The sequence below is a fragment of the Pseudomonas vancouverensis genome, from assembly GCF_004348895.1.
In the GTDB taxonomy this organism is placed as follows: Bacteria; Pseudomonadota; Gammaproteobacteria; order Pseudomonadales; family Pseudomonadaceae; genus Aquipseudomonas; species Aquipseudomonas vancouverensis.
Map to the genome: position 1 here is coordinate 63,577 of NZ_RRZK01000038.1, position 24,370 is coordinate 87,946.

Annotated in this window: 15 protein-coding genes and 1 pseudogene; 5 read left to right on the top strand and 11 right to left on the bottom strand. The window is 63.5% G+C overall.

The genetic code is table 11. The features are described 5' to 3' along the window. Nucleotides 1–103: 103 nt before the first annotated feature. From mnmH to EIY72_RS29265, 6 genes are all read right to left on the bottom strand, one after another. On the bottom strand, nt 104–1,207 hold the full coding sequence (gene mnmH, locus EIY72_RS29240; protein WP_093224517.1) for a tRNA 2-selenouridine(34) synthase MnmH: 1,104 nt from the start codon (nt 1,205–1,207) through the stop codon (nt 104–106). Next, nucleotides 1,207–2,241, bottom strand: a complete 1,035-nt coding sequence (gene selD, locus EIY72_RS29245) for a selenide, water dikinase SelD (RefSeq protein WP_093224520.1) — start codon at nt 2,239–2,241, stop codon at nt 1,207–1,209. Before selD ends, mnmH begins: the two co-directional genes overlap by 1 nt. A gap of 169 nt (nt 2,242–2,410) precedes the next feature. Further along, on the bottom strand, nt 2,411–12,931 hold the full coding sequence (locus EIY72_RS29250) for an autotransporter-associated beta strand repeat-containing protein (protein ID WP_093224523.1): 10,521 nt from the start codon (nt 12,929–12,931) through the stop codon (nt 2,411–2,413). A 256-nt stretch (nt 12,932–13,187) separates the two neighbouring features. Then, on the bottom strand, nt 13,188–14,144 hold the full coding sequence (locus tag EIY72_RS29255) for a quinone oxidoreductase family protein (protein ID WP_093224526.1): 957 nt from the start codon (nt 14,142–14,144) through the stop codon (nt 13,188–13,190). Nucleotides 14,145–14,171: 27 nt separating this feature from the next. Then, nucleotides 14,172–14,345, bottom strand: coding sequence for a DUF1427 family protein (locus EIY72_RS29260; RefSeq protein ID WP_093224529.1), 174 nt, complete (start codon nt 14,343–14,345; stop codon nt 14,172–14,174). A 180-nt stretch (nt 14,346–14,525) separates the two neighbouring features. Continuing rightward, entirely contained in the window at nt 14,526–15,296 is a 771-nt protein-coding gene (locus EIY72_RS29265) for an AraC family transcriptional regulator (RefSeq protein ID WP_093224532.1), read from the bottom strand. 147 nt (nt 15,297–15,443) lie between these two features. Between EIY72_RS29265 and EIY72_RS29270 the strand changes: the two genes are divergently transcribed. Together EIY72_RS29270 and EIY72_RS29275 are read left to right on the top strand one after the other, a co-directional pair. Beyond that, nucleotides 15,444–15,671, top strand: coding sequence for a DUF6555 family protein (locus EIY72_RS29270; protein ID WP_093224535.1), 228 nt, complete (start codon nt 15,444–15,446; stop codon nt 15,669–15,671). Between the two features lie 34 nt (nt 15,672–15,705). Next, on the top strand, nt 15,706–15,960 hold the full coding sequence (locus tag EIY72_RS29275; RefSeq protein WP_093224538.1) for a hypothetical protein: 255 nt from the start codon (nt 15,706–15,708) through the stop codon (nt 15,958–15,960). A 27-nt stretch (nt 15,961–15,987) separates the two neighbouring features. Here the strand turns inward: EIY72_RS29275 and EIY72_RS29280 are convergent, their stop codons facing one another. The 3 genes from EIY72_RS29280 to EIY72_RS29290 form a co-directional block, all read right to left on the bottom strand. Then, nucleotides 15,988–16,143: a metallothionein gene (locus tag EIY72_RS29280; RefSeq protein ID WP_093224541.1), complete on the bottom strand. Its 156-nt coding sequence runs from the start codon at nt 16,141–16,143 to the stop codon at nt 15,988–15,990. 180 nt (nt 16,144–16,323) lie between these two features. Continuing rightward, the gene (locus EIY72_RS29285) at nt 16,324–16,782 is read right to left on the bottom strand and encodes a DMT family transporter (protein WP_197678800.1); all 459 of its coding nucleotides are present in this window, start codon (nt 16,780–16,782) and stop codon (nt 16,324–16,326) included. Continuing rightward, nucleotides 16,782–17,276, bottom strand: coding sequence for a DMT family transporter (locus EIY72_RS29290; RefSeq protein ID WP_093224543.1), 495 nt, complete (start codon nt 17,274–17,276; stop codon nt 16,782–16,784). The genes EIY72_RS29285 and EIY72_RS29290 overlap by 1 nt, the downstream gene beginning before the upstream one ends. Nucleotides 17,277–17,508: 232 nt before the next feature. On the opposite strand from EIY72_RS29290, the gene EIY72_RS29295 reads away from it, so the two are divergent. After that, on the top strand, nt 17,509–18,444 hold the full coding sequence (locus EIY72_RS29295) for a LysR family transcriptional regulator (protein WP_093224546.1): 936 nt from the start codon (nt 17,509–17,511) through the stop codon (nt 18,442–18,444). Between the two features lie 176 nt (nt 18,445–18,620). On the opposite strand, the gene EIY72_RS30505 is transcribed toward EIY72_RS29295, so the two are convergent. Continuing rightward, nucleotides 18,621–20,303 carry a methyl-accepting chemotaxis protein gene (locus EIY72_RS30505; protein WP_093224548.1) on the bottom strand — a complete coding sequence of 561 codons (1,683 nt, stop codon included), beginning with the start codon at nt 20,301–20,303 and terminating at the stop codon, nt 18,621–18,623. Between the two features lie 174 nt (nt 20,304–20,477). Then, a complete protein-coding gene (locus EIY72_RS29305) occupies nt 20,478–21,794 on the bottom strand; it encodes a Na+/H+ antiporter family protein (RefSeq protein ID WP_093224551.1) in 1,317 nt (438 codons plus the stop codon). A gap of 1,496 nt (nt 21,795–23,290) precedes the next feature. Between EIY72_RS29305 and EIY72_RS30480 the strand changes: the two are divergent. Together EIY72_RS30480 and EIY72_RS30485 are read left to right on the top strand one after the other, a co-directional pair. Continuing rightward, nucleotides 23,291–23,437, top strand: a pseudogene (locus tag EIY72_RS30480) (HAMP domain-containing protein); the annotation flags it as partial. A gap of 102 nt (nt 23,438–23,539) precedes the next feature. Then, on the top strand, nt 23,540–24,295 hold the full coding sequence (locus EIY72_RS30485; protein WP_371315389.1) for a methyl-accepting chemotaxis protein: 756 nt from the start codon (nt 23,540–23,542) through the stop codon (nt 24,293–24,295). Nucleotides 24,296–24,370 lie beyond the last annotated feature (75 nt).

Consider the following 24,370-nt stretch of genomic DNA (forward strand, 5'->3'; position numbering starts at 1 on the left):
ATGCTCGCTCCTACAGTAAATCTTCAGCGGGCACAGATATTGTGTGCAGCGAAAATCAGAATGTGGGAGCCAGCCTGCCGGCGATGGGCCAGCCAACCCGGCATCAGCTCCGCTGACTGACCCGCTCGCGTAGATACTCCAGTACCGCCCCCCGTTCCCCCGCAAACTCGATCCGCGTGCCCTTCTTCTCGCGCTGAAACGCATACATCGGGTCGTAGTACTCACGCAGCAAGCCCTCGATCCAGCCCCGGTGCAAATCCACCGAACCACTGCGACCCTGCTCCGCCAGCGCGTCCTCCATCAGGATCAGCATCCGCCGATGCCGTTCGCCGCCCAGGCGTTTCTGCACATTGTTCAGGCTTTCCAGCAGTCGCTCGGAAAACAGCGCAAAACCCTCATCACCGTGCACATCGATGAACTCGGCGCAGAGGTCCACCACGTAATCACGCAGGATCCGCTCGACCCGCCCTTGCAGGCTGTCTTCGAGCCAGACCATCGGCAGCGTTTGCATGCTTTGATACAGCGGCAAGGGCAACGCACAACTGCCCACGGCACGGCTCTCGTCTTCCAGGACAAACTGCCCGACACCTCGGGCACGCTTTTTCAGCAGATCCACCGCCAGGCGATTTTCAAAGTCGATGTTGGACGGCTGGCCGGTGGCACGCTTGCCGAAACTGGAACCGCGATGGTTGGCATGGCCTTCCAGATCCACGGCGTTGTCGAGTTGTGCCAGCACGTCGGTCTTGCCGGTGCCGGTCATGCCACCCAATAGCACGAAGTCGCACTGGGCAACCGCCTGATCGAGGGTATCGAGCAAAAAGCTGCGCATGGCCTTGTAGCCGCCACCGACCCTCGGGTAGTCGATGCCCGCCTCGTCCCGGAGCCATTGCTGGGTGATTTGCGAACGCAAGCCGCCGCGAAAGCAATACAGCAAACCGTCCGGATGCGCCCGGGCGAAGTCGGCCCAGGCCTGGATACGCTGGGCCTTGACCTCGCCTGACACCAGTTGATGGCCCAACTCGATGGCCGCTTGCTGGCCGTGCTGCTTGTAGCAGGTCCCGACCCGCTGCCGCTCGAGGTCGTTCATCAGCGGCAGGTTGACCACGCCGGGAAAAGCGCCCTTGCGAAACTCGACTGGCGCACGGGCGTCCATCATCGGCCGGTCGTTGAGAAAGATGTCGCGGTAATCGGTGCAGTCGACGGACATCAAACCACCTCGACCGCGTGGCTCTGTCGCTCGACCAGCTCGCCGATCGGCTCAAGGCTCAGGCCCAGCTCGGCGGCCACCGCGAGGAACTGCTCGTTCCCCTCCGGCGTCACGGCAATCAGCAGCCCGCCGCTGGTTTGCGGGTCGCACAGCACGCGCTTGTGCAGTTCCTGCAGACGCCCGAGCTTGCTCGCGTAACTGTCGAAATTGCGCAGGGTTCCGCCGGGGACGCAGCCTTGTTCGAGGTAATACTCGACACCTGGCAGGCGCGGTACGCAGTCATAGGCGATGCGTGCGGTGAGCCCGCTGCCATCGGCCATTTCCACCAGGTGCCCGAGCAGACCGAAACCGGTGACGTCGGTCATCGCGGTAACGCCGTCGAGTTTGCCGAAGCGGCTGCCGGGCTTGTTCAGGGTGCACATCCAGTCGCGGGCCAGACCAATGTCGGCGTTGCGCAACTTGCCCTTTTTCTCGGCGGTGGTGAGGATGCCGATGCCCAGGGGTTTGGTCAGGTACAGCAGGCAACCGGCGGTGGCGGTGTCGTTGCGTTTCATGTGACGCTTTTCCACCAGGCCGGTGACGGCGAGGCCGAAAATCGGCTCCGGCGCATCAATCGAGTGCCCGCCCGCCAAAGGGATGCCGGCTTCGTCGCACACCGAGCGGCCGCCACGGATCACTTCCCGGGCAATCTCCGGCGCCAGCACGTTAACCGGCCAGCCGAGAATGGCGATGGCCATCAAGGGGTCGCCGCCCATGGCGTAGATGTCGCTGATGGCGTTGGTGGCGGCAATGCGACCGAAATCGAAGGGATCATCGACAATCGGCATGAAAAAGTCGGTGGTCGAGACCACGCCACGCTCTTCGTCGATGGCGTACACCGCCGCGTCATCGCGCGAAGCGTTGCCGACCCAGAGTTTCGGGTCGAGATTCTGCGCGCCGCTGCCGGCCAGAATCACTTCCAGCACCTGGGGGGAAATCTTGCAGCCGCAACCCGCGCCGTGGCTGTACTGGGTCAGGCGAATCGGCTCGCTCATGAAGGGCACCTCGTGAAGTGAATGGGGCCGATTCTAGCAGAGCGGGTCACAGTAAATGACCGGATATGGATGCAGTCTGTCCCGCCGCCATCGCGAGCAAGCTCGCTCCCACAAAAAACCGGGCGAAAAAAAGCCGCCCTTACGGGCGGCTGAAGGACCGCGTTTTACCTCAGAAACTCTGGCTGAAGGAGATGTTCATGGCGCTGTCGTTGTTGTCGCTGGACACTTGTCCCGAATAGCCGATGCCCAGTTTGCCGCCTGGAGTGATCTGGAAGTCCACCCCCGCTTCGAGCAACGCACTGTCCTTGGCAATCGGTACGCCCTGGGCGCTGAACGAGGCGCCGCCATTGATGAAGGTCAGGTCGGCATCGGGCTTGGTATCGCCGTAGGCATGACGCCAACCAACGGCGGCACGAGGCGTCAGTTGACTGCCATTGGCCAGGGTCAGCAACTTGCCGACGCGCACCCCCACCGTGGAGAAGGTGATGTCCTGATCGGCATCGGCCTTCAGACGCCCGACGCCACCTTTCTCCTTGGCGGTGTCGCTGTCGTAGTTGACGTAAGCCAGACCGGCGAAGGGTTCCACGGCCACGCCGGCGGCATTGATGGCGTAGCCCACTTCGCCGAACACCTGCGCGCTGCGGGCATCGTAATCGGCCTTCAGGCGATCGTTGTAGCTGCCGACGCTGACGTCGCGCTTGGTCTCGATACTGTGCCAGCTGTAGGCCGCACCGAGGCGCACGGCCAGTGCATCGAACTGCGAACTGAGGTAGCCCGCCAGGTGGTAGCTGTCGACCTTGGCCTCGGAACTGCGGTCATGGGCATTGAGGTTGCTGCGGGTGTAACCGGCCGCCATGCCAGCACGCCATTGATCATCGAGGGCCTTGTCGGTACCCAGCATGAAACCGCCGAGGTTGCGGTCCACTTTCGCCGCGTTGCTGTCACCGTCCCAATCACCCCAGCCGCCGAGCGCGCGAATCCAGCCGACCATCTCGCCATGACAGCCATTGCTGCTCAGCTGATTGTCGCTCGGTGCCAAAACTCGGCGCGGGTCGTCAGAGACACTGCAGGTCGGCTGGCGCATGCGATCGTTGACCGCGTTACGCACATAGCGCGAGTCCTCCAGCATCACGCTGGCGGTGCTGGCGTGGATTTCCCCGGAGAGGCTGTCGAAGGCATTGCGCGCCTGGGCCACGCTGAGGTTGACGATCTGGTCCTGCAACGCCGCCCCGGCCGCACCATTTCTTGACAGCGCCGATGCGGTATTGCGCTGGTTGCCGGTCGCCGCCACATCGGCAAACGAATTGCCGTTGCGACTGACAGTCAGGCTCACCGCGTTCGGGTCATACACCAGGGTGGTGTCGAGGAACGCGTACTGCGGCAGATCGGTGGTGCTGAAGGTGCCGGTGACCCCGCCGCCCGCCGTGATCAACGAGTAGGTGGTGTTACCAGTGAACGGCGCCAGGCTGTTGACCAGCAGGCCACCGCCGAGGGTTGCTGTGCCACCGACGGCCAAAGGCGTTGCCGTTGGCGAGCTGACGGTCAGCGCCAGCACACCGTCGGCGGCGTTAGTCAGGTTACCGGCCACGCTCAGGGTGCCATCTGCCCCCCCTGAAGCCACCGTGCCGTGGTTGACCAGCGAACCGACGCTGCCGTTGCCGCTCAGGCCGGCGCCATTGGCCACGGTGACTTGCCCGCCGAGGGATGCCCGGGCCGCAACGCTGCCGACTTGCAGCACGCCCTGATCCACGGACACGGTGCCGCTGAAGGGTTGGGTGCCAGTCAGCAACAAGGTGCCCGAACCGCGCTTGGCGATGGCCCCGAGGCCGCTGATCACGCCGTTGAACTGGCCGTTGCTGTTCTGCTGGAACACCAGTGCGGCGTTATCGGTGATGTTGCCTTGCAGGCTGGTGGTGTTACCCACCAGGGTGCCGCCGCTGACGGTGGTACCGCCGCTGTAGGTGTTGGCTGCGGTGAGCACCAGGGTACCGGCGTCAAGTTTTTCGATACCGCCGGTGCCGATCAAAGGCACATCAATTGAAGTGCTGGCACCGGCGTTGACCCGAATCGGTGCTGGCGTGCCGCCAGGGCCGTTGACCGGGGTCAGCGTGTCGCCAGCATCAGGCACCAGGCTGTAGCCAGGTGACAGGAACTGCAAGCCGGTGAAGTTCTGGTTGCCTTGCACCGTCACCGTACCGCCCTGCCCGCCGAACACTGCGAACTGACCGTTCGAGGCCAGCGCCTGGGTGCCGGTCGGATCGGTCCAGTTGGTACCGGGCCCCCACACGCCGCTGCCGCCACCGATGCTGCCATCCGGGTTGGTGGTGCTGCCGTTCCAGAATTGCACCTCACCCGGTGTGCCTTGCACCAGCAGGTTGATCTGGTTGGCAATCGCGGTTTGCAGAGTCAGGTTGGCGGCCGACACCGGCAGGCTGCCGTAGACCAGGCCGTTGTCGGTCAGGCTGCCGCCGTAGCGGAACAGTTGATAGACCCCGGTGCCGAAGCCGCCGGCGTTGCTGATGTTCAGTGTGCCATCGAGGGTCAGGTTGCCGGCGACATTGACCACGGTGGTGGAGCTGCTGGCCGAGCCGAGGCTGAAGTCCAGATGGGTCCCCGACGACAAGGCCAGTGAACCGACCGATAGCGGCGTCGCCATGCCACCGCCCAGCAGTGTGGCGCCACTGGCCAGTTGCACCGCACCGCCCAACTGGCCGCCACCGCCAAGTTTCGCACCGCTGGCGACGTTGACGTTGGCGCTGTTGAGCACGCCGTCGACGCTCAAGGTGCCGGCCTGCACCGAGGTGTTGCCGGTGAAGGTGTTGTTGCCAGCCAGGAGCAATTGGCCGCTGCCGGTCTTGTTCAGCGTACCGGCGCCGGTGAGATTGCCGGTGTAGCTGCCGTCAGCGTTCTGCGCGAAGGTCAGCGCCGCGTTGTTGACGATGGCCCCTTGCAGGCTGCTGGTGTCGCCGGTGGTGCTGCCGCCGTTCAGCGTGGTGCCACCGCTGTAAGTGTTGGCGCCGCTGAGCAACAGGTTGCCGTTGCCATTTTTCACCAGGCTGCCGCTGCCGCTGACGGCACCGATCAGCGTGGTGTCTTGCGTACCGGCGAGCGTCAATTGCGCGCCAAGGTTGATGGCATTGGCCAGTTGCAGCGCCGAGGTGCTGTCGAGAGTGCCGTTGCCCGACACACTCAGGGCACCGCTGCTGATCGCGCTGTTGTTGCCCAGAACCAGCGTACCGCCGGCGAGTTGGGTACCGCCGCTGTAGGTGTTGCTGCCATTGAGCGTCAGGCTCGACGCGCCGGTCTTGATCAGGCTGCCGCTGCCGCTGACTACACCGCCGAGGGTCAAGGCGTTGGAACCGGCGACGTTCAGTCCACCATTGAGCACCACGTCGTTGGCCAGGTTGACGGCTGTGTTGCTGTCCAGTGCCGTGCCGTTGGCAGCGGTCAACACGCCGGTGCCGAGGGCGGCGTTGTTGCCGACCACAATCTTGCCGCCGTTGAGCGCTGTGCCGCCGGTGTAACCGTTGGCGGCGTTGAGCACCAGGGTGCCGGTGTCGTATTTGCCCAGTGTGCCGGCGCCGTTGAGCGCAACGCCCACGGTGGCGGTGACGTTCGGATCGACCCGCACGGTGGCATTGCCCAGCGAACCGTTGACCAGATTCAGCGAAGCCGCCGTGCCGTTCTGCAGGCTGTAGCCATCGGTGACGAACTGCATGCCGGTGATGGTCTGCGCACCATTGACGGTCACGGTGCCTGCCGCGCCCTGGAACACCGCGAAGCTGTTGGTCCAGGCCTGGTTGGTGGTGCCGTTGACATCGGTCCAGTTGGTGGTGCCGGTGCCCCAGGTGCCGCTGCCGCCATCGACCGATCCGTTGGCGACGAGCTGGTTGCCGTCCCAGAACTGCACGGTGACGCCCGGTGCGGTGACCAACAGGTTGATCTGGTTGGCCAGCGCGGTTTGCAGGGTCAGATCGCCCGGGGTGACGCTCCCAGGAATGGTACCGATCAGCATGCCGTTGTCGGTCAGGCCGCCGGTGTAGTTGATCAGTCGATAGACACCGCTGCCGAAACCGCCGATGTCGCTGACATTCAGTGTGCCGTCGAGGGTCAGGTTGCCGCCGACGTTGACCAGTGCATTGCCGCCACCGGAGACCGGTGCGCCGAGGCCGACATCGAAGTTGGAGTTGGCGTTGAATACCAGCGAATTCACCGACAGGGTGCTGCCGGTGGCGGCGGCCAGATGACCGCCGTCCGCCACGGTCACCGCCCCACCGAGCGAGCCGCCGCCGGTCAGGGTGCCGCCGCTGTTGACCAGCACACTGGCGCTGTCCAGCGAGCCGCTGACGTTAAGGGTACCGGCGTTGACCGTGGTGTTGCCGGTCAGGCTGTTAAGGCCGGTCAGGGTCAGGGTGCCGGTGCCAAGTTTGTTCAACTCACCGGTGCCGGTGAGCACACCGTCGAAAAGGCTGCTGGCATTGTTGCCGCCGATATTCAGGGTGTTGCCGCCGCCGATCAGTGCGGTACCGCTACCGGTCAGGCTGGCGAGGCTGCCGGAGCCGCCGAGGTTGAGGGTCGCCGCAGCGCCGAGATTGACCCCGGCGTTGCTGCCCAGTGCCGAGTTGCCCAGGGTGGTAAGGCTGCCAGCCTGCACGTCGAAGGTGCCGCTGAAGGTGTTGTTGCCGGTCAGCGTCAGGTCGGCCAGACCGTTCTTGGTCAGAGTGCCGGCCCCGGCGATCACACCACCGAGGGTCAGGTTGTTGTTACCCGCGACGCTGAGGTTGGCGTTGACGTTGAGGTTGTTGGCCAGCACCAGCGGCGCCGTGGTGTCGAGGGTCGACGCACCCGCCACGGTCACCGCGCCGGAACCCAGGCCCGCCGAGGTGCCGAGAGTCACAGTGCCGGCATTCAGCGTGGTGCCGCCGCTGTAGGTGTTGATGCCGTTGAGGGTCAGGTTCGAGGCGCCGTTCTTGATCAGTCCACCGGTGCCGCTGACCACGCCGCTGAGGGCCACGTCGCTGTTGCCGGTGTTGGTCAGGTTGGCGTTGAGCACCACGTTATTGCCCAGCGACACCGAGGTGTTGCTGTCCAGTGCCGAGGCACCGGCCACGGTCAGGTTGCCCAGACCGAGGGCGCCGTTGCTGCCAGCGGTCAGGGTGCCGGCATTGAGGGTGATGCCGCCGAGGAAGTTGTTGGCGCCGCTCAGGATCAGGTTGGCCGCACCGTTCTTGGTCAGGCTACCGGCGCCGTTGATAGCCCCGCTCAGCGTCAGATCGTTGCTGCCGACGATGCCGAGGTTGCCCGCCAGGTTGATGGCGTTGCCCGCGCTGAAGGCGCCGCTGGCATCGAGTGTGGTGCCGTTGGCCGCGTTCAGGGTGGCCGAGCCCAGCGCGCTGTTCGACGCCAGGACCAGGCCGCCCGCATTCAGGGCTACCGGGCCAAGGAAGGCGTTGTTGCCACCGAGGGTCAGGCTGGCCGCCCCGTTCTTGATCAAACCGCCAGTGCCGGAGATGACACCGTTGAGGGTCAGGGCATTGCTGCCGAGCACGGTGAGGTTGCCGTTCAGTGTCGTGGCGTTGGCCAGGGTCACGGCGGTGTTGCTGTCGAGTTGCGTGCCGGCATTGGCGACCAGCGCACCAGTGCCCAGCGCGGTGTTGCTACCGACCACCAGGGTGCCGCCGTCCAGTTGGGTGCCGCCGGTGTAACTGTTGGCGCCGTTGAGCACCAAGGTGCCGGCGTCGAGTTTGTTGAGGATGCCGCTGCCGTCGATGTTCACGCCGACCGTGGCGGTCACGCCCGGATCGACCCGCATCGCCGTGGTGCCACCGCTGCCGTTGACGGCGGTCAGCAGACCCGACGTACCGTTGACCACGTTGTAGCCATTGGTGAGGAATTGCATCCCGGTGAACAGTTGCGTGCCGTTGACCGACACCGTGCCCGCCGTGCCCTGGAACACCGCGAAGTCGCCGGCCCAGGTCTGGTTCAGCGTGCCGTTGGAATTGGTCCAGTTGGTGCCGCCGGCATCCCAGGTGCCAGTGCCGCCATCCACCGTGCCGTTCGGGATTGTCTGGCTGCCGTCCCAGAAACGCAGGTTGGTATTCGGCGCCGACACCACCAGGTTGACCTGGTTGCCGAGGGTCTGCACCAGGATGTCGCCGAGGCCGTAACCCACCGGCACGCCGGCCACGGTCAGGCCGTTGTCGGTCAGTGCGCCGATGTAGTTGAACAGGCGATAGACACCGACACCGAAACCGCCGGCATCGGTGACGTTGAGATTACCGTCGAGGGTCAGGTTGCCGCCGATGTTCATCAGTGAGCTAGTCGAAGGCGTGGCGAGGCTCGCGTCGACATTGCTGTTGGCGGTGAGGATCAGAGACGAGGTGGACAAGGTATTGCCCGAGGACAACGCCAGATGACCACCGCTGTTGACAGTGATGACGCCAAGCGCCGAACCGGTGCCCGTGAGGGTCGCGCCATTGTTGACGTTGAGCTGGGTGCTGGCCAGCGAACCGGTGAGATTCAGCGTACCGGCGTTGACGTTGGTGTTGCCGGTGAGGCCGTTGCTGCCGGTGAGGTTCAACGTGCCAGTACCGACTTTGGTCAGTACACCGCTGCCACCGAGGTCACCGTCAAAGGTGCTGGTGTTGCTCAGGCCGCCCACGGTCAGGGTGTTGCCGCCGGCGATCAGCACACTGCCGCTGCCGCTCAAGCCGTTGAGGCTGGCACTGCTGTTGAGATTGAGATTGGCACCGGCGCTGATGTTGGCGCCGGAGGTGTTGCCCAGCGCCCCGCTGCTCACGGTGGTGACACTGCCGGAAGCGATGTTCAGCGCGCCGGTGAAGGTGTTGTTGCCGCTGAGCGTCAGGTCGCCGAAGCCGTCCTTGGTCAGACTGCCGGCGCCATCGATCACGCCGCTGAGGTTCAGGGTATTGCTGCCGGCCAGGGTCAGGCCGGCGTTGAGGGTGATGTTGTTGCCGACGCTCATGCCGGTGCTGGTATCCAGGGTCGAGGCGCCGCCGACGGTCAGGCCGCCACTGCCCAACGCAGCGGCCGAGCCCAGTGTCAGGGTACCGGCGTTGAGGGTGCTGCCACCGCTGTAGGTGTTGCTGCCGTTGACGGTCAGGTTGGCCGCGCCGTTCTTGATCAGTTGGCCGGTGCCGCTGACGACTCCGCCAAGGGTGAGGTCCTGGGTGCCGCCGACGCTCATGGCCGCATTGAGCACGACCGCGTTGGCCAGGCTGACCAGCGGCGAACTGCTGTCGAGGGTCGCTGCACCGCCGACCGTCAAGGCGCCGGTGCCCAGTGCCGAGCTGTTGCCGACGGTTACTGTACCGGCGTTCAGCGTGGTGCCGCCGACGTAGGTATTGGTGCCATTCAGATTCAGATTGGCCGCGCCGTTTTTCACCAGGCTGCCGGCACCGGCGACGGTTCCGGTGAGGGTCAGGTCTGCGCTGCCACCCACGTTCATCGCACCGGCCAGGTTGACCTGGTTGCCCAGCGTGACGGCGGTGTTGGTGTCCAGCGTGGTGCCGGCCGCCGCGTTCAATGCGCCGCTGCCGATCGCGGTATTGCTGCCGACAATCAGCTTGCCGACGTTGAGCGCAGTGTTGCCGAAGTAAGTGTTGGCGCCGTTGAGAATCAGGTCGGCCGGCCCGCTTTTGGTAAGGCCGCCGACACCGGAGACCACGCCCGCGAGGGTCAGCGCATTGCTGCCGCCGATGGTCACGTTGCCGCCGAGGTTGACGTTGTTGGCCAGGCTGGTCGCGGTGCTGGCATCCAGCGTGGTGTTGTTGCCGGCGTTGAGCACGCCGGTGCCGAGGGCGCTGTTGGAGCCGACGACCAGTGTCCCGGCGTTCAGCGACGTAGCGCCGGTGTAGGTGTTGTTGCCGGTCAGGGTCAGGGTCGAAGAACCGGTCTTGATCAGGTTGCTGCCACCGCTGATCACGCCGCCGAGGGTCAGCGGGTTGGCGCCGCCGGCAGTCAGGTTGGCGTTCAGCGCAATCGCATTGTTCAGCGTCACGTTGGCGCTGCTGTTGAGCGTTGCGCCCGCTCCGCCCACGGTCAGCGTGCCGGTGCCGAGTGCCGCGCCGTTGCCGACGGTCAGGCTGCCGGCGTTGAGCGCGGTGCCGCCGGTGAAAGTATTGGCGCCGTTGAGGGTCAGGTTGGCGGTGCCGTTCTTGATCAACTGGCTGGCACCGCTGAGCACGCCGCCGAGGATCATGCCGTTGCTGCCACCGATGGACAGGTTGCCGTTGAGGGCGACGTTGTTGTTGAGGATGACCGAAGTGTTACTGTCGAGGGTCGCGGCATTGGCGACGGTCAGGGCGCCGCTGCCCAGTGCGGCGGCGTTGCCGACGGTCAGGGTGCCGGCGTTCAGGGTGGTGCCGCCACTGAAGGTGTTGGCACCGTTGAGAATCAGGTTGGCCGCACCGTTCTTGGTCAGTCCGCCGCTGCCGCTGACTACGCCACCGAGAGTCATGTTGGCGTTGCCGGCGATGTTCAGGTTACCGCCCAGCGCAACGGCGTTGCTCAGCGCCACCGCGGTGCTGGCGTCGAGGGTGGTGCCTGCCGCCGTGGTCAGTGCGCCGGTGCCCAGCGCGGTGTTGGAGCCGACGATCAGCGTGCCGTTGTTGAGTGCAGTGCCACCGGAAAAGGTGTTGTTGCCGCTGAGGGTCAGGTTCGCGGTGCCGCCCTTGATCAGGTTGCCGGCGCCGCTGATGACGCCACTCAAGCCCAGCGCCTGAGTACCACCAAAGGTCAGCCCGCCCGCCAGTGCCACGGCGTTGGCCAGCGTCACTGCCGTGGTCGCATCCAGCGTGGTGCCGTTCGCCGCATTCAGCGCGCCCGTGCCAAGTGCGGTGTTGCTACCGACGAACAGGGTGCCGCCGTTGAGCGCGGTAGTGCCGCTGTTGGTGTTGTTTCCGGTCAGGGTCAGGCTGGCGCTGCCGCTCTTGGTGATCGCGCCGGTGCCGGAGACGATACCGGCCAGGGTCAGGGCATTGCTGCCGAGCACGTTCAACGCACCGGTGATGCCTACGTTGTTGGCCAGGGTCACGTTGCCGGTGCTGTCGAGGCTGGTGCCGTTGCTGGTGTTGAGCACCCCGGTGCCCAGGGCGTTGTTGTTGCCGACGCGCAAGGTGCCGGCGCTGAGGCTGGTGATCCCGGTGTAGGTGTTGATGCCGTTGAGGGTCAGGCTGCCGCTGCCGGTTTTGGTCAGGTTGGCGGCGCCGCTGATCACCCCGCCCAGGGTCAACGCACCGGTGCCGGTCGCGGTCAGGGTGCTGTTGAGGGTGATCGCGTTGGCCAGCGAAATCGGCGCCGTCGCCGAAATGCTCGAAGAGCCACCAACGGTGATGCCGCCGGTGCTGAACGCCTGATTGTTGCCCACCAGCACCACACCGCCGTTGAGCACGGTGTTGCCGGTGTAAGTATTGATGCCGTTGAGGTTGAGCTGGCCGCTGCCAATCTTGGTCAGGCCACCGGTACCGGAAATCACACCGTTGAGGGTCGTGCCGTTGATGCCCTGCAGGGTCAGGCCAGTCCCGCCCAGGTTGATCTGGTTGGCCAGGGTCAAACCGGCGTTGCTGGCCTGGAGGATACCGCCGTTGGACGTCAGCACACCGCTGCCGAACGCGCCGTTGTCGTTGAACTGCGCGACACCGCCATTGAGGGTGGTCGCACCGCTGACCAACGGACCCTGCAAAGTCCAGGTGCCGCTGTTGAGGGTCAGGTTGTTGAAGTTGACGTAGGTGGCGCTGGACGCCGTGCCGGTCCCGGTGGTGCCGCCGCCGATGCCGATCGGGTTTTGCAGGATCAGCGTGTTGGTACCGGCCGCGCCGCCATCGATCGTCCCGGTCGGTGCGAACGTGAGGTTGATGCCAATCAGGCCACCGAGACCCACGCTGACCTGCACGCCATCGCCGACGTTAACGCTGGAACCGGTGATCGCGTAGAAGGTGTTGGTACTGCCCGCGCCCATCGACACGCCGCCGGTGATGTTGCCGGCGTTGGTGAAGGTGTTGCCCGCCACCGACGTCTCGAACGCCACCCGGCCGTTGATCGTACCGCTGGCACTGTTGGTCATGTTGACCTGAGAACCGCCATACACCCCGACCACGGGCGTATCGGCCAGGGTGATTCCGCCGACCGACAGGCCGGTTGAGGTAATCGTGCCGTCGTTGGTGATGGTCGTGGTGCCCGAGACCGAGTTGTTCACGGCAATCCCCAGACCGTCGATGCTGGTCAGGTTGAGGCCGAGCAGCATGCCGGTGCCGCGAATGATCCCTGTGACATTGTTGGCGATGCTCACCGTGCTGGTCGCGCCAGTGCCAATGAACGCGCCACCACTGAGGATCGACACCAGCCCTAGCAACGCCGGGTCGAGGGTGCCGGAGTTGTTCAGGTTGATGTTGGCCCCGGTCAGGTTGAGTACCTTGCCGCCGAGGGTCGCGTTCATCTGCGCGCCGTTGGTGACGTTGACCGTCAGGCCACTGCTGGCACTGCTGTAGTCATTGAGAAACAACGGCAGGGTCGGTACGCCGGAGCAGGTAATGGTCGAACCGGCCGCCGAGCAGGTGGCCATGGCCTGCGGACTGAAGGAGCCCAAGGCAAGCCCGGCGATACTCAATTGCACAGCGAGGGAAAGCGGGGAAAATCGCGAAATCAGGGCGACAGCCAACCTTGCGTCCACAGAAAGCTCCTTTCGTGGCAAAACCACTTCGTCCTTGAAGGGCATGTAGCAAGCGAGGTGACCCGAAAGCGCATCCGGGAACTGCTACATCCCGACAACCGTTTCATTCCTGACACACGGTAGTAGAGGCCTGCAGCCGGAACACTTGTTAAATGGTGTTAATACTTTTGAGCTAAAAGCAGCGAAAGTTCAGCAATTGCTGGGCAAAAAGCAAAAAATCGCAACCTGATGCAGGCTGCGATTTTTTCGTTTCAGGTCATGGAAGCAGGATTACCTTGTCACCGCTGCCTTGGTTCACTTCGGCATAACGCTCCAGTCCTTCGGCCAATGGCGACTCGAACAAGCCTTGTGGCAATGGCAGCAAATCCTCGTCGAAAAACTTGCCAAATTGATCGAGCATCGCCGCACACGCCTGCACGCCGTACAACAACGAGTTGATCCCGACCACCGAACCGCCCTTGCGATACAAGGCCAGGGCCGGCAATTGCACCTGGCCATCCACCGGTGCGGCGATGATCGCAATGCGGCCAAAGGCAGCCAGTGCTGCTACCGAGGCCGGCAACCAGAAACCGGTGGTGTCGAAAATCACGTCGGCGCCGCCGGCATACACCGCATTGACCTGCGCGCCGAGGTCCTCGGGCTTATCCAGTTGCAGGGTTTGATACCCCTGATCCTGCAGGTCCTTGACCTGCTCCGGCCGCCGCGCCGCAGCCAGCACTTTGGCGCCGCGTACCTTGGCCAATGCCAGGGCCGCACTGCCCACCGCCCCGCCGCCGATCACCAGCAATTTTGTCTCGGCCGTCACCAGGCTGCGTTCCAGCGCATCCCACGCGGTGGTGTACGGCACGCCCAGGCTGGCTGCCTGGGCGAAGCTCAAGTGGCTCGGCTTGAGTGCCACGCCATTGGCAGGCAGCTTGACGAACTGCGCGTGGGAACCGTCGGCGAAAAAGCCCAGCTCGCGGCCGGTGCCCCAGACTTCCTGACCGATCAGCGCTTGCGGTCCTGCAACCACGACCCCGGCGAAGTCGCGACCGGGAATCCGCGGCAAGGTGGTGTAGGGAAAGCGCCCCAGCACGTTTTTCACGTCACTGGGGTTCAGGCCGGCGGCCTTGATCTCCACCAGCACCTCATCGGCAGCGGGAACAGGCGTGGCAACCTCAACGAAGCGCAGGGACGAGAGATCACCGGTTTTGTCGAATTGCAGAGCTTTCATGGGCGTTTCCATCGAGTCAGGGAGGTTTCAGGAGAGCCAGCCGGCGATCAGCTCGCGGCCCATTGGCCAGAGCTTTTCCCCGGCCAGCATGCCGAGCAGGCCCACCAGCGCAATGGCCGGAGGTGCGGGAGAGCGAAAATCCAGAGCGCCATAGATCAGACCGACGCCCAGACCGATGGCCAGTGAAATCAGGTAGTTCATGGCAGACTCCGGTGCCGCAAATGGGATGCAGAGAGTCTAGAGGGCGTGGGGCAAGAGCATCGGCCAAGTGCTTCTGAATTTCGGCCAAATCGCCCTTTGTAGGAGCGAGCTTGCTCGCGATGAGGGCAGGACAGTCAGCATTTGTGTTGAATGTCAGTCCGCTATCGCGAGAGCTCGCTCCTACAAGGTGATGGAAAACTGTGACGGCGCGACACCCAGTTCGCGGCGGAACATGTCGCTGAAACTGCTGGGCGTGTAGCCCAGCTCCCGGGCAATCGCGCTGACCGGTACACCCTGGATCAATTCGGCGACCGCCGTGGCCAGCTGCACCTGGCGTCGCCATTCGGCAAAGCCCATGCCCAGGCTGTCCTTGAACAGGCGCGCCAGGGTGCGCACGCTGGCCCCGGCGTTTTCCGCGTGCTGCTCGAAAGGCACATCCAGCGAGGGTTGCGCCATGACTGCCTGACACAGGCTCATCAGCCGTCGATCGGAGTCGTCCGGCATCGGGATCTTCAGCAGCGATCGCCTGGCCCGCTTGAGTTCCAGCAACGCCAGGCCGACCAACGCTTCGTAGTACTCCGGTGCGCCGTCATTGCCCTGCTCCACCAGGCCGACGATCAACTCTCGCAACAAGCCACCGACCTCGATCACCTGAACGCTGTCATCAAGGGTCGCCGCCAGGGACGGGCGCAAATAGATATTGCGCATCTGCAGGTCGGACACCACCCGAATCCCGTGGGGCACCCCCGGCGGCAACCACACCGCCCGCTGTGGCGGCACCACCAATGCTTCGTGGGGCGTTTCGACCCACATCACCCCGCTCATCGCGTACAACAATTGCCCCCAGACGTGCTCATGGGGCTCGATGAACAACCCGCGCGGATAGGTGCGCGCCAGCGGTTGCACGGGGACGTCGGTGTCACTCAGGTCGGGTGGCGCGGCAAGGGCCATGGTCAATGTTCATTGGGTTTGGAGGAAGGCTCCATGGTAGCGAGGCCCGGCACTGGCCGCCAGCGACTGCAACCGCCTGAGAATCCGAGTGAATTTTCCGCGAGCCTGGCGATCCTTCTATGTACAACAGGGAGGATCAGGGGCTTTATGAACAACACCAAGCTATTTGTCATCGACTACACCCTTCACGGTGTTCCCAAGTCATTCATTATCCGTCTGGAGAAGATGGATAACGCGGAGGCGTGGCACTGGGCGAGCTGCGACGCGGGCGTAGGTCGAATTCCGCGCTTTGGCCGTGAAAAGGTGCAAAAGACCAGCAAACCGATGGCGGAAAAATTCGGCGTGGAAAATGTCACCTGGCGGCCGGCAAGCTAATCTCTGACAACCATCAGCATCGGGGGGAAGAGACATGACTGCGACAGCCGTCAGCAGCCTGGCGCAACTGGAGTACGACACCACGAGCGTGGAGTGTCGAGTGAGTCTGGAGCAGGTCGAGCATGATCCGTTCTGCTTTGCAATTCGCGTCCTGGCGCCGCTGCCTGAAGATCTGGAGCAAGCCACGGCCCTGGTGCTTCGGGTCGAAGGCAGGCGCCTGCAGGGCACGGTTCGCCACAGTGAGCGGCTCGAAGATGGCAGCTTCAGGCTGGAAGTGGAGCCTGATTAGGCTCCACGTCTCTGTATTTGCGGGTTGTCAGTGGGCGCACTTGCAGCCTTTGCTGGTGCACTCCTCGCCGTGCTCGTGATGCTTGGCGCAGGCTTCACAGCAATAGTGCTTGCCGTGGCGCACGACCGGGTGGTCGCCGAGCTTGCAGTTGCATTTCGGACAGTCGCAGGTACGTTCGGTCATGGTCTGGCTCCTTGGGTGGTGGTCGCCGAGGGTTGAAAGATCAACCGGTGCCTATCAGTGTAGGAGTTGAATCCGCGACCGTGAAAAACCCGACCGACCGGATGCAAACTCCGTCAACGCTGACACACCCCCTGTAGGACTGCTGACGATGGCGTCCTCATTGGCGATGCGAAAAGATCTTCACCTCTCCTGCCGACCACTGCTGCGATACATGAACACCAAGGCCAGCCCCAACAACACCATCGCCAAAACCCGGCTGCCGGAAAGCTCGATCGCCGGATTCCCCAGCCAGCCGAAATTGTCGATCAGCATGCCCATCCCCAACTGCCCGACAATCACGGCGACCGTCGCCACCGCTGTCCCCACCCGAGGCACCGCGCCGACCATCACCATCATGTAGACCACACCAAACAACGCGCCGCCGAGCTGCCATTTCGGCACCTCCAGCAGGCTTACCGCGTGAGCCGGTTCAAAAAACACAATCAGCAAACCCGTGGTGATCGTGCCCACGACGAAGGTCAGCAAACTGCTGCGCAACACGCCGACCGTTTCCCCAAGCCGACCATTGATCGCGGCCTGCACGCTCAACACCGCACCGGCCGCCACCACCACCGCCAACAGAATAATCAGACTCATCATCAACCCCGAGCAATCAGCACAAGTGCCGCGACAATCAACAACAACGCCAGCCAGCGCTCAGCATTGACCTTTTTGCGAGGGGCACCGAACCAGCCGAAGTGGTCGATCAGCACACTCTTGCCGACCTGCCCGGAGAGGATCGCGATCATCGTCATCGCGATGCCGATGTGTGGCGTGGCCAGTGTCAGAACCACCACGTACATCGGTCCCAGGAACCCGCCAATCAACTGCCAGCGCGGCAGTTCGCCGAACGCAGGCCCCTGTTGGGGGCCGCTGAACAGCAGGATTAAAAACAGAATCGCCGAGCCGACGCCGAAGATGCTCAAGGTCGCCCACAGATGCCCGACCTGCGCGCCCAAAGGCCCGAGCAATCCGGCCTCGACCGAGAGCCCCATGCCGGCAAGGATCACCAGCGGCAACAGCAACAGGCGCAGTCCGGATTTGACGGCAGGCGTGGTGACGCCGGCCGCTTGGTTGATGGAAGAAGATTGCATGGAAAACCTCTGGGTAATCAGACAAGACGCCCACCTTGTAGGAGCTGGCTTGCCGGCGATGGCGATATGTCAGACAAGGTGATGTCGTCTGGACTGACGCTTTCGCTGGCAAGCCAGCTCCCACAGGACCGTGGCGGAATGAAACAGGCGCGCATTATCAGTGGGTGGTGCTGTGCGATAAACGGGCGCATCCTGACAACACTTTTGCGTAACACGCACAACAGGAATCCCCATGCACGGCCTTAATGAACTGGGTTTCAAGTCACTTCGGCTGTTTGTCGCCGTGCTCGATCACGGCAGTTTTTCCGAAGTGGCTCGCCGCGAGGGCCTCGCGCCCTCCTCCATTTCCCGGCAAATCCAGTTGATGGAGCAGGCCCTGAACCAGCAATTGCTTTACCGTCACACCCGCGCCGTCACTCCCACCGAAGCCGGGCGGATGCTCGGCCATCACGCGCGACTGGTATTGGCGCAACTGGAGGAAGCCGAGCAGGCCCTGCGTGAACAGCACAGCGAGCCCAGTGGACTGGTGCGTATCAACGCCCCCGTGGTGTTCGGCCAGCGGCACCTGACGCCCTGGCTGGGGCGGTTATGCGAGCGCTACCCGAAACTGCAACTGGACATCCAGCAGACCGACCACTACGTCGACCCGTTGCAGGAAGGTGCCGACCTGTTATTTCGCATCGGTCCATTGCATGACTCCAGCATGCAGGCACGGATTCTGGCGCCCCACCGCTTTCAAGTGGCGGCCAGTCCCGCCTACCTCAATCGCCACGGCACGCCGCAGCACCCCGCCGACCTCGCCACCCACCAGTGCCTGGCCTACAAGGGCGCGGCCGGCTTGCAGCGCTGGTTTTTCCGCCAGGGCCAACAAGACTGGACGGCACATTCGGTGAAAGGCCCCATCACCGGCAACCACGCCGACACCCTGACCCAGGCGGCCGAACAAGGCCTGGGACTGGTGATGTTTCCATCATGGTTGATTGGTGAGGCGGTGCGCCACGGCACGCTGGTGCCGGTGCTGGGGGACTACCAGGTCTCGAACAGTGTCGAGCCGCAACAGATCGCCGTGCTTTGGCCGGGCAGCCGCCGGTTGTCGGTGAAGGTGCGGACGGTGATTGATTTCTACCTGGAGTGCTTTGGCGAAGTGCCTTACTGGGACAGACCTTAGATCCCGTGGCGCGCGAAATTGTGGCGAGCGAGCTTGTGGCGAGCGAGCTTGCTCGCGTTGGGCTGCGCAGCGGCCCCAAAAAACTGGTGAGCGCTGCGCACTCATACGGGACGGTGCGGCGATCCGACAAGCTCCCTCGCCACAAAAAGCATTTCTTGCCACAAATAGGCTGCGATTCAGATCCTGAACTGCCCGACCAGACGGCCCAACCGCTGCCCCAGATCCGCCAGGCTACGCGACGTCTGCGCACCCAACTGGGTTTCATCCGCCACGTTATCCACCGCCACCGCGATCTGATGCACGCTGCGGTTGATCTCCTCGGCCACGGCCGTCTGCTCTTCGGCGGCGCTGGCGATCTGGGCGTTCATCGAGTTGATGGTGGCGATCAGCTGGGCCATGGCATCGAGTGACGCACCGGCCTCATTGGCCTGGGCCGACGTACCGTCGCCCGCTTCGCTGGAGCGACGCATGGCTTCCACCGCCGACTGAGTACCGGCCTGCAAGCGGTCGATCATGCCCTGGATTTCCTGGGTGCTGATCTGCGTACGACTGGCCAATGCCCGCACCTCATCGGCCACCACGGCGAAACCGCGTCCGGCTTCACCGGCGCGGGCCGCCTCGATGGCGGCGTTGAGCGCCAGCAGATTGGTCTGCTCGGCGATCGAGCGAATCACCCCGAGCACGCTGACAATCGACGACACGTCCTTCTGCAAACTGTCCAACGACACCCCGCTGCTGCGAATGTCGTCCACCAGGGCATGAATTTTCTCGATGCTGCCGGCAACCACACGCTTGGCGGCCTGGCCTTCTTCATCGGTTTGCCGGGCGGCAACGGCGGCGTTCTGTGCGCTCTTGGCCACCTCATGGGCGGCCGCCGACATTTCGTTGATCGCGGTAGCCACCTGATCGGTCTCGTGGCGTTGACGTTCCATGGCCTGATCCGAACGCTGCGCCTGGTCCGACACCTGGCTCACCAGCCCGGTCAGTTGCGAAGTCATTTCGGTGATCTGCCGTACCAGGCCGTGGATCTTGTCGACAAAGCGGTTGAACGAGCCGGCCAGTTCACCGAGTTCGTCCTGGCTGGTGATGCTCAAGCGACGGGTCAGGTCGCCCTCGCCTGCAGCAATGTCGTCGAGGTTGGCTTTCATCAGGTGCAGCGGACGCAGGATGGTATTGGCCAGCAACACCCCGGCTGCGGCAATCACCAGGAGCACCACCACGGCGATACCGAGGATAGTCAGCACCATTCCGGTCATGCGCTCGTGAACCTTGGCCTCGACCACCGCCACTTGCGCTTCGATGCCGTCGAGATTGACCGAAGTACCCACCGCCATGTCCCATTTCGCCAAGTACTCGGTATAGCCAAGCTTGGGCACCAGCACCTGAGCGTTGCCCGGTAGCGGTGAGCTGTATTGCAGGTAGTGGGAGCCGTCCTTCGCCACGTTCACCAGTTCGCGATTGACGTAGACGCCATTCGGATCGCGGTTGTCCTTGAAGCTCTTGCCCACGCCTTCGGGGTCTTTGGCCTTGAACAGGCGCACGGTGTTGGAGTCGTAGCCGAAGAAGTAACCGTCCTTGCCATAGCTGATGTTCGACAACAGCTTGATCGCCTGCGCCCGCGCCGCATCATCGCCAGGGGCCGCGGCGTCGTAGAGGGGCTTGATCGTGGTCATGGCCACGGCGACATAGCTTTGCAGGGTAGCCTTGGCATCGCCGAGCAGTCGCTCGCGGGTTTGCTCGACTTCCTTGGTGGCCTGCTCCTGCAGGATGAACAGCGTGGTCAGGCTGATGACCAGCGCAAACAGCAACACCGGGAGGACAGCCAGGGACAGGACTTTGGCCTTGAGGCTCATGCGCATGACGTTCACTCTGTTGGGCGTGGTTAAAGGCTTTAACGGCACGCCGGGACAAAAGTTGAACGCGGTCAACCCCTGTAGGAGCGAGCTTGCTCGCGATCGCGGTGAAACAATCGCCATCCATGCCGCTGACAGACTGCAATCGCGAGCAAGCTCGCTCCTACAAGGGAAAAGGTTTTACAGCACCATCGCCGCAACCCAGCCAAACGCCAGCAACGGCAGGTTGTAATGCAGGAAGGTCGGCACCACGGTGTCCCAGATGTGATGGTGCTGGCCGTCGATATTCAGACCGGAGGTGGGGCCGAGGGTCGAGTCCGACGCCGGGGACCCGGCATCCCCCAAGGCACCGGCGGTGCCGACGATGCACACGATGGCCAGCGGGCTGAAGCCCAGTTGCACGCACAACGGCACGAAGATCGCTGCCAGGATCGGCACCGTGGAAAACGACGAGCCGATGCCCATGGTCACCAGCAACCCCACCAACAACATCAACAGGGCACCCACGCCTTTACTGTGGTCGATGTACGCGGCCGAAGACTCGACCAGTGTCTGCACTTCACCGGTGGCCTTCATCACTTCGGCGAACCCGGAGGCGGCGATCATGATGAAACCGATCATCGCCATCATCTTCATGCCTTCGGTGAACAGGTCGTCGGTGTCGCGCCACTTGACGATGCCGGAGACCGAGAAGATCAGGAAGCCGGCCAATGCGCCGATAATCATCGAGTCCAGCAGCAACTGAACGATGAACGCGGCGGCAATCGCCACACCGGCGACCACCAGGCTCAACGGGTTGTATTGCACCGCGACCTGTTCGACCTGCTCGATTTTTTCCAGGTTGTAGACACGTTTCTTGCGGTAGCTGATGAAGGCAATCAGCAGGCCTGCGACCATGCCCATCGCCGGAATACCCATGGCGTGGGTGACGTTGATGCCGGTGATGTCGACACCGCTGCGGGCGACGTTGGCCAGCAGGATTTCGTTGAGGAAGATATTGCCGAAACCCACCGGCAGGAACATGTAGGGCGTGATCAGACCGAAGGTCATGACGCAGGCGATCAGGCGCCGGTCCAGTTGCAGCCTGGTCAGCACATATAGCAGCGGCGGCACCAGCAATGGAATGAACGCGATATGGATCGGCAGGATGTTCTGCGAGGCGATGGCCACGACCCACAGCAGGCCGATCAGCAGCCATTTGACCTGGCCACCACCCGTGGCGTGCTGGCGGTCGACCATGGCCAGGGCCTTGTCGGCCAAGGCGTGGGCCAGACCGGACTTGGCGATAGCCACCGCGAACGCACCGAGCAAGGCATAGGACAGCGCCACGGTCGCGCCACCACCCAGGCCGCTGTTGAACGCTTTCAGCGTCGCTTCGATCCCCAGACCACCGGTCAAGCCACCGACCAGCGCGCCGACGATCAAGGCGATCACCACATGCACGCGGGACAGGCTGAGCACCAGCATGATGCCAACCGCGGCAATGACTGCATTCATAACGTTACCTCTGGGCAAGCGAAAAGAGTCCGGCCGGCGGTCTGTGTCAGCCGCCAGCGGATGAGGAATGGGTTTTATTAGAGGGCGCGCACTTTGCCGGACCGCTGTCGCCTTGTCAAAGTGCGATGGGCCTGCGGATTCGTAACGGCATGTGAATACCTGTAGGAGCGAGCACGCTCGCGATGAACGAATGAACAACGCGGGCGTTCAGGCTCCCCGCGTTATCGTTGGCCTCCATCGCGAACAAGCTCGCTCCTACAGGGGATCCACAGCCGAAAGATGGAATAAAGAAAGCCGGATCCCGGCCGTTACAGTGCAAAGTCTCAGATATTTATCGAAATAAGGACGTTTTCATGTCGCTCAGACAACTTTCCATTCAATGGAAAATCACCCTGCTGGCCGGGCTCTGCCTGGCGGGCATCGTGACCCTGCTGGTAGGCCTTTCGCTGTACCGCATGGAGCACAGCTCCGAGCTGGTGAAAGCCTCGAGCATGGAGATGCTGACCGAAGCGGCCCAGGCACGGATCGAGTCCCAGGGCGAAAACCAGGCGCTGGGCATTCGCCAGCAATTCATGGACGCCTATCAATATGGCCATGGCTTTTCGCGTCAGGTGCTGTTCTTGCGTGATCAGGCCGAGAAGCGCTTTCTCGATGCCTTCGACCTGCGTGAAGACCTGACCCGTCAGGTCAAGTCGGCCCTGCAAGCCAACCCGGAACTGCTCGGCCTGTCCCTGGTGTTCGAGGCCAACGCGCTGGACGGCAAGGACGAGCTGTTCGCCAATCAGGCGGAGCTGGGCAGCAACGACAAGGGCCGTTTCGCCCTGTACTGGTCGCAACCGACCGCAGGCAAGCTGACCTCGATGTCGCTGCCGGAAAAAGACCTCGCCGACACCAGCACCGGCCCCAGCGGCGAAGCGGCCAACGCCTGGTTCACCTGCCCGAGGGCCACGCTCAAGCCGTGCGTGATCGAGCCCTACTTCTATGAGATCGATGGGCAGAGGGTGCTGATGACCAGCATTGTCTTCCCGTTGATCGCCAACGGCAAAGTCATCGCCTCGCTCTCGGTGGACATCAACCTCAACAGCCTGCAAACCCTCAGTCAGGGCGCAAGCAAGAAGCTGTATGACGGCCAGACCAGCGTCAGCATCATCAGCCCTGCCGGCCTGCTTGCCGGTTACAGCCCCGACGCCAGCAAGCTCAGCCAGCGCCTGGATGCCGTGGACCAGACCAGCGGCGCGGAACTGCTGCGCAGGCTCGCCGCCAGCAGCAAAACCGACAGCCTGCACGGTAACCAGCAACTGAAAGTGCTGGCACCGTTCCAGCCGATTCCCGGCGGCAAGTCGTGGGGCGTATTGCTCGACGTGCCGGAGCAAGTCCTGGTCGGTCCTGCCGAAGCCCTGAAAAAGCAACTGGATGACAGCAACACCAACGGCACCCTGATCGAACTCAGCCTCGGCGTGCTCGCCGCGCTGCTGGGCCTGGGACTGGTATGGCTGATGGCACGCAGCGTGACCAAGCCGATTCTCGGCGTGGCGCACATGCTCGAAGACATCGCCAGTGGCGAGGGTGACCTGACCCGCCGCCTGGCCTACGACAAGCAGGACGAACTGGGCCAACTGGCCGGCTGGTTCAACCGTTTCCTCGACAAGCTGCAACCGATCATTGCCGAAGTGAAACGTTCGGTACAGGACGCGCGCAGTACCGCCGACCAGTCCTCCGCTATCGCCACCCAGACCAGCGCCGGCATGGAACAGCAGTACCGCCAGGTCGATCAGGTCGCCACCGCCTCACATGAAATGAGCGCCACCGCACAAGACGTCGCCCGCAGTGCCGCCCAGGCCGCCCACGCTGCCCGGGATGCCGATCAGGCCACCCGCGAGGGCCTGACCGTGATCGACCGCACCACCGCGAGCATCGACAATCTTGCCGCCGACATGAACGCGGCGATGGTTCAGGTCGAAGGCCTGGCCGCCAACAGCGAGAAAATCGGCTCGGTGCTGGAAGTGATCCGTGCCATTGCCGAGCAGACCAACCTGTTGGCCCTCAACGCCGCCATCGAAGCGGCCCGTGCCGGTGAAGCCGGGCGTGGCTTTGCCGTGGTTGCCGACGAGGTGCGCAACCTGGCGCGGCGCACCCAGGAGTCGGTGGAAGAAACCCGCCTGGTGATCGAGCAGCTGCAAAGCGGCACCCAGGACGTGGTGGGGTCGATGAACAACAGCCACCGTCAGGCCCAGGGCAGTGTCGAGCAGGTCGGCCAGGCGGTGACTGCACTGCGTCAGATCGGCGATGCGGTGACGGTGATCAACGACATGAACATGCAGATCGCCAGCGCCGCTGAAGAGCAAAGCGCGGTGGCCGAAGAGATCAACAACAACGTGGCAACCATTCGCGACGTGACCGAGTCGCTGTCGGGGCAGGCCAATGAATCGGCGCGGGTCAGCCAGTCGTTGAACAGCCTGGCGAACCAGCAGCAGAGCCTGATGGATCAGTTCCGCGTCTGATCCTGCCTCCCCCCCTGTAGGAGCATGCTCGTTCCTACAGGTCCCGACTCAGCCATGCAAATGATGGCGAGTGGA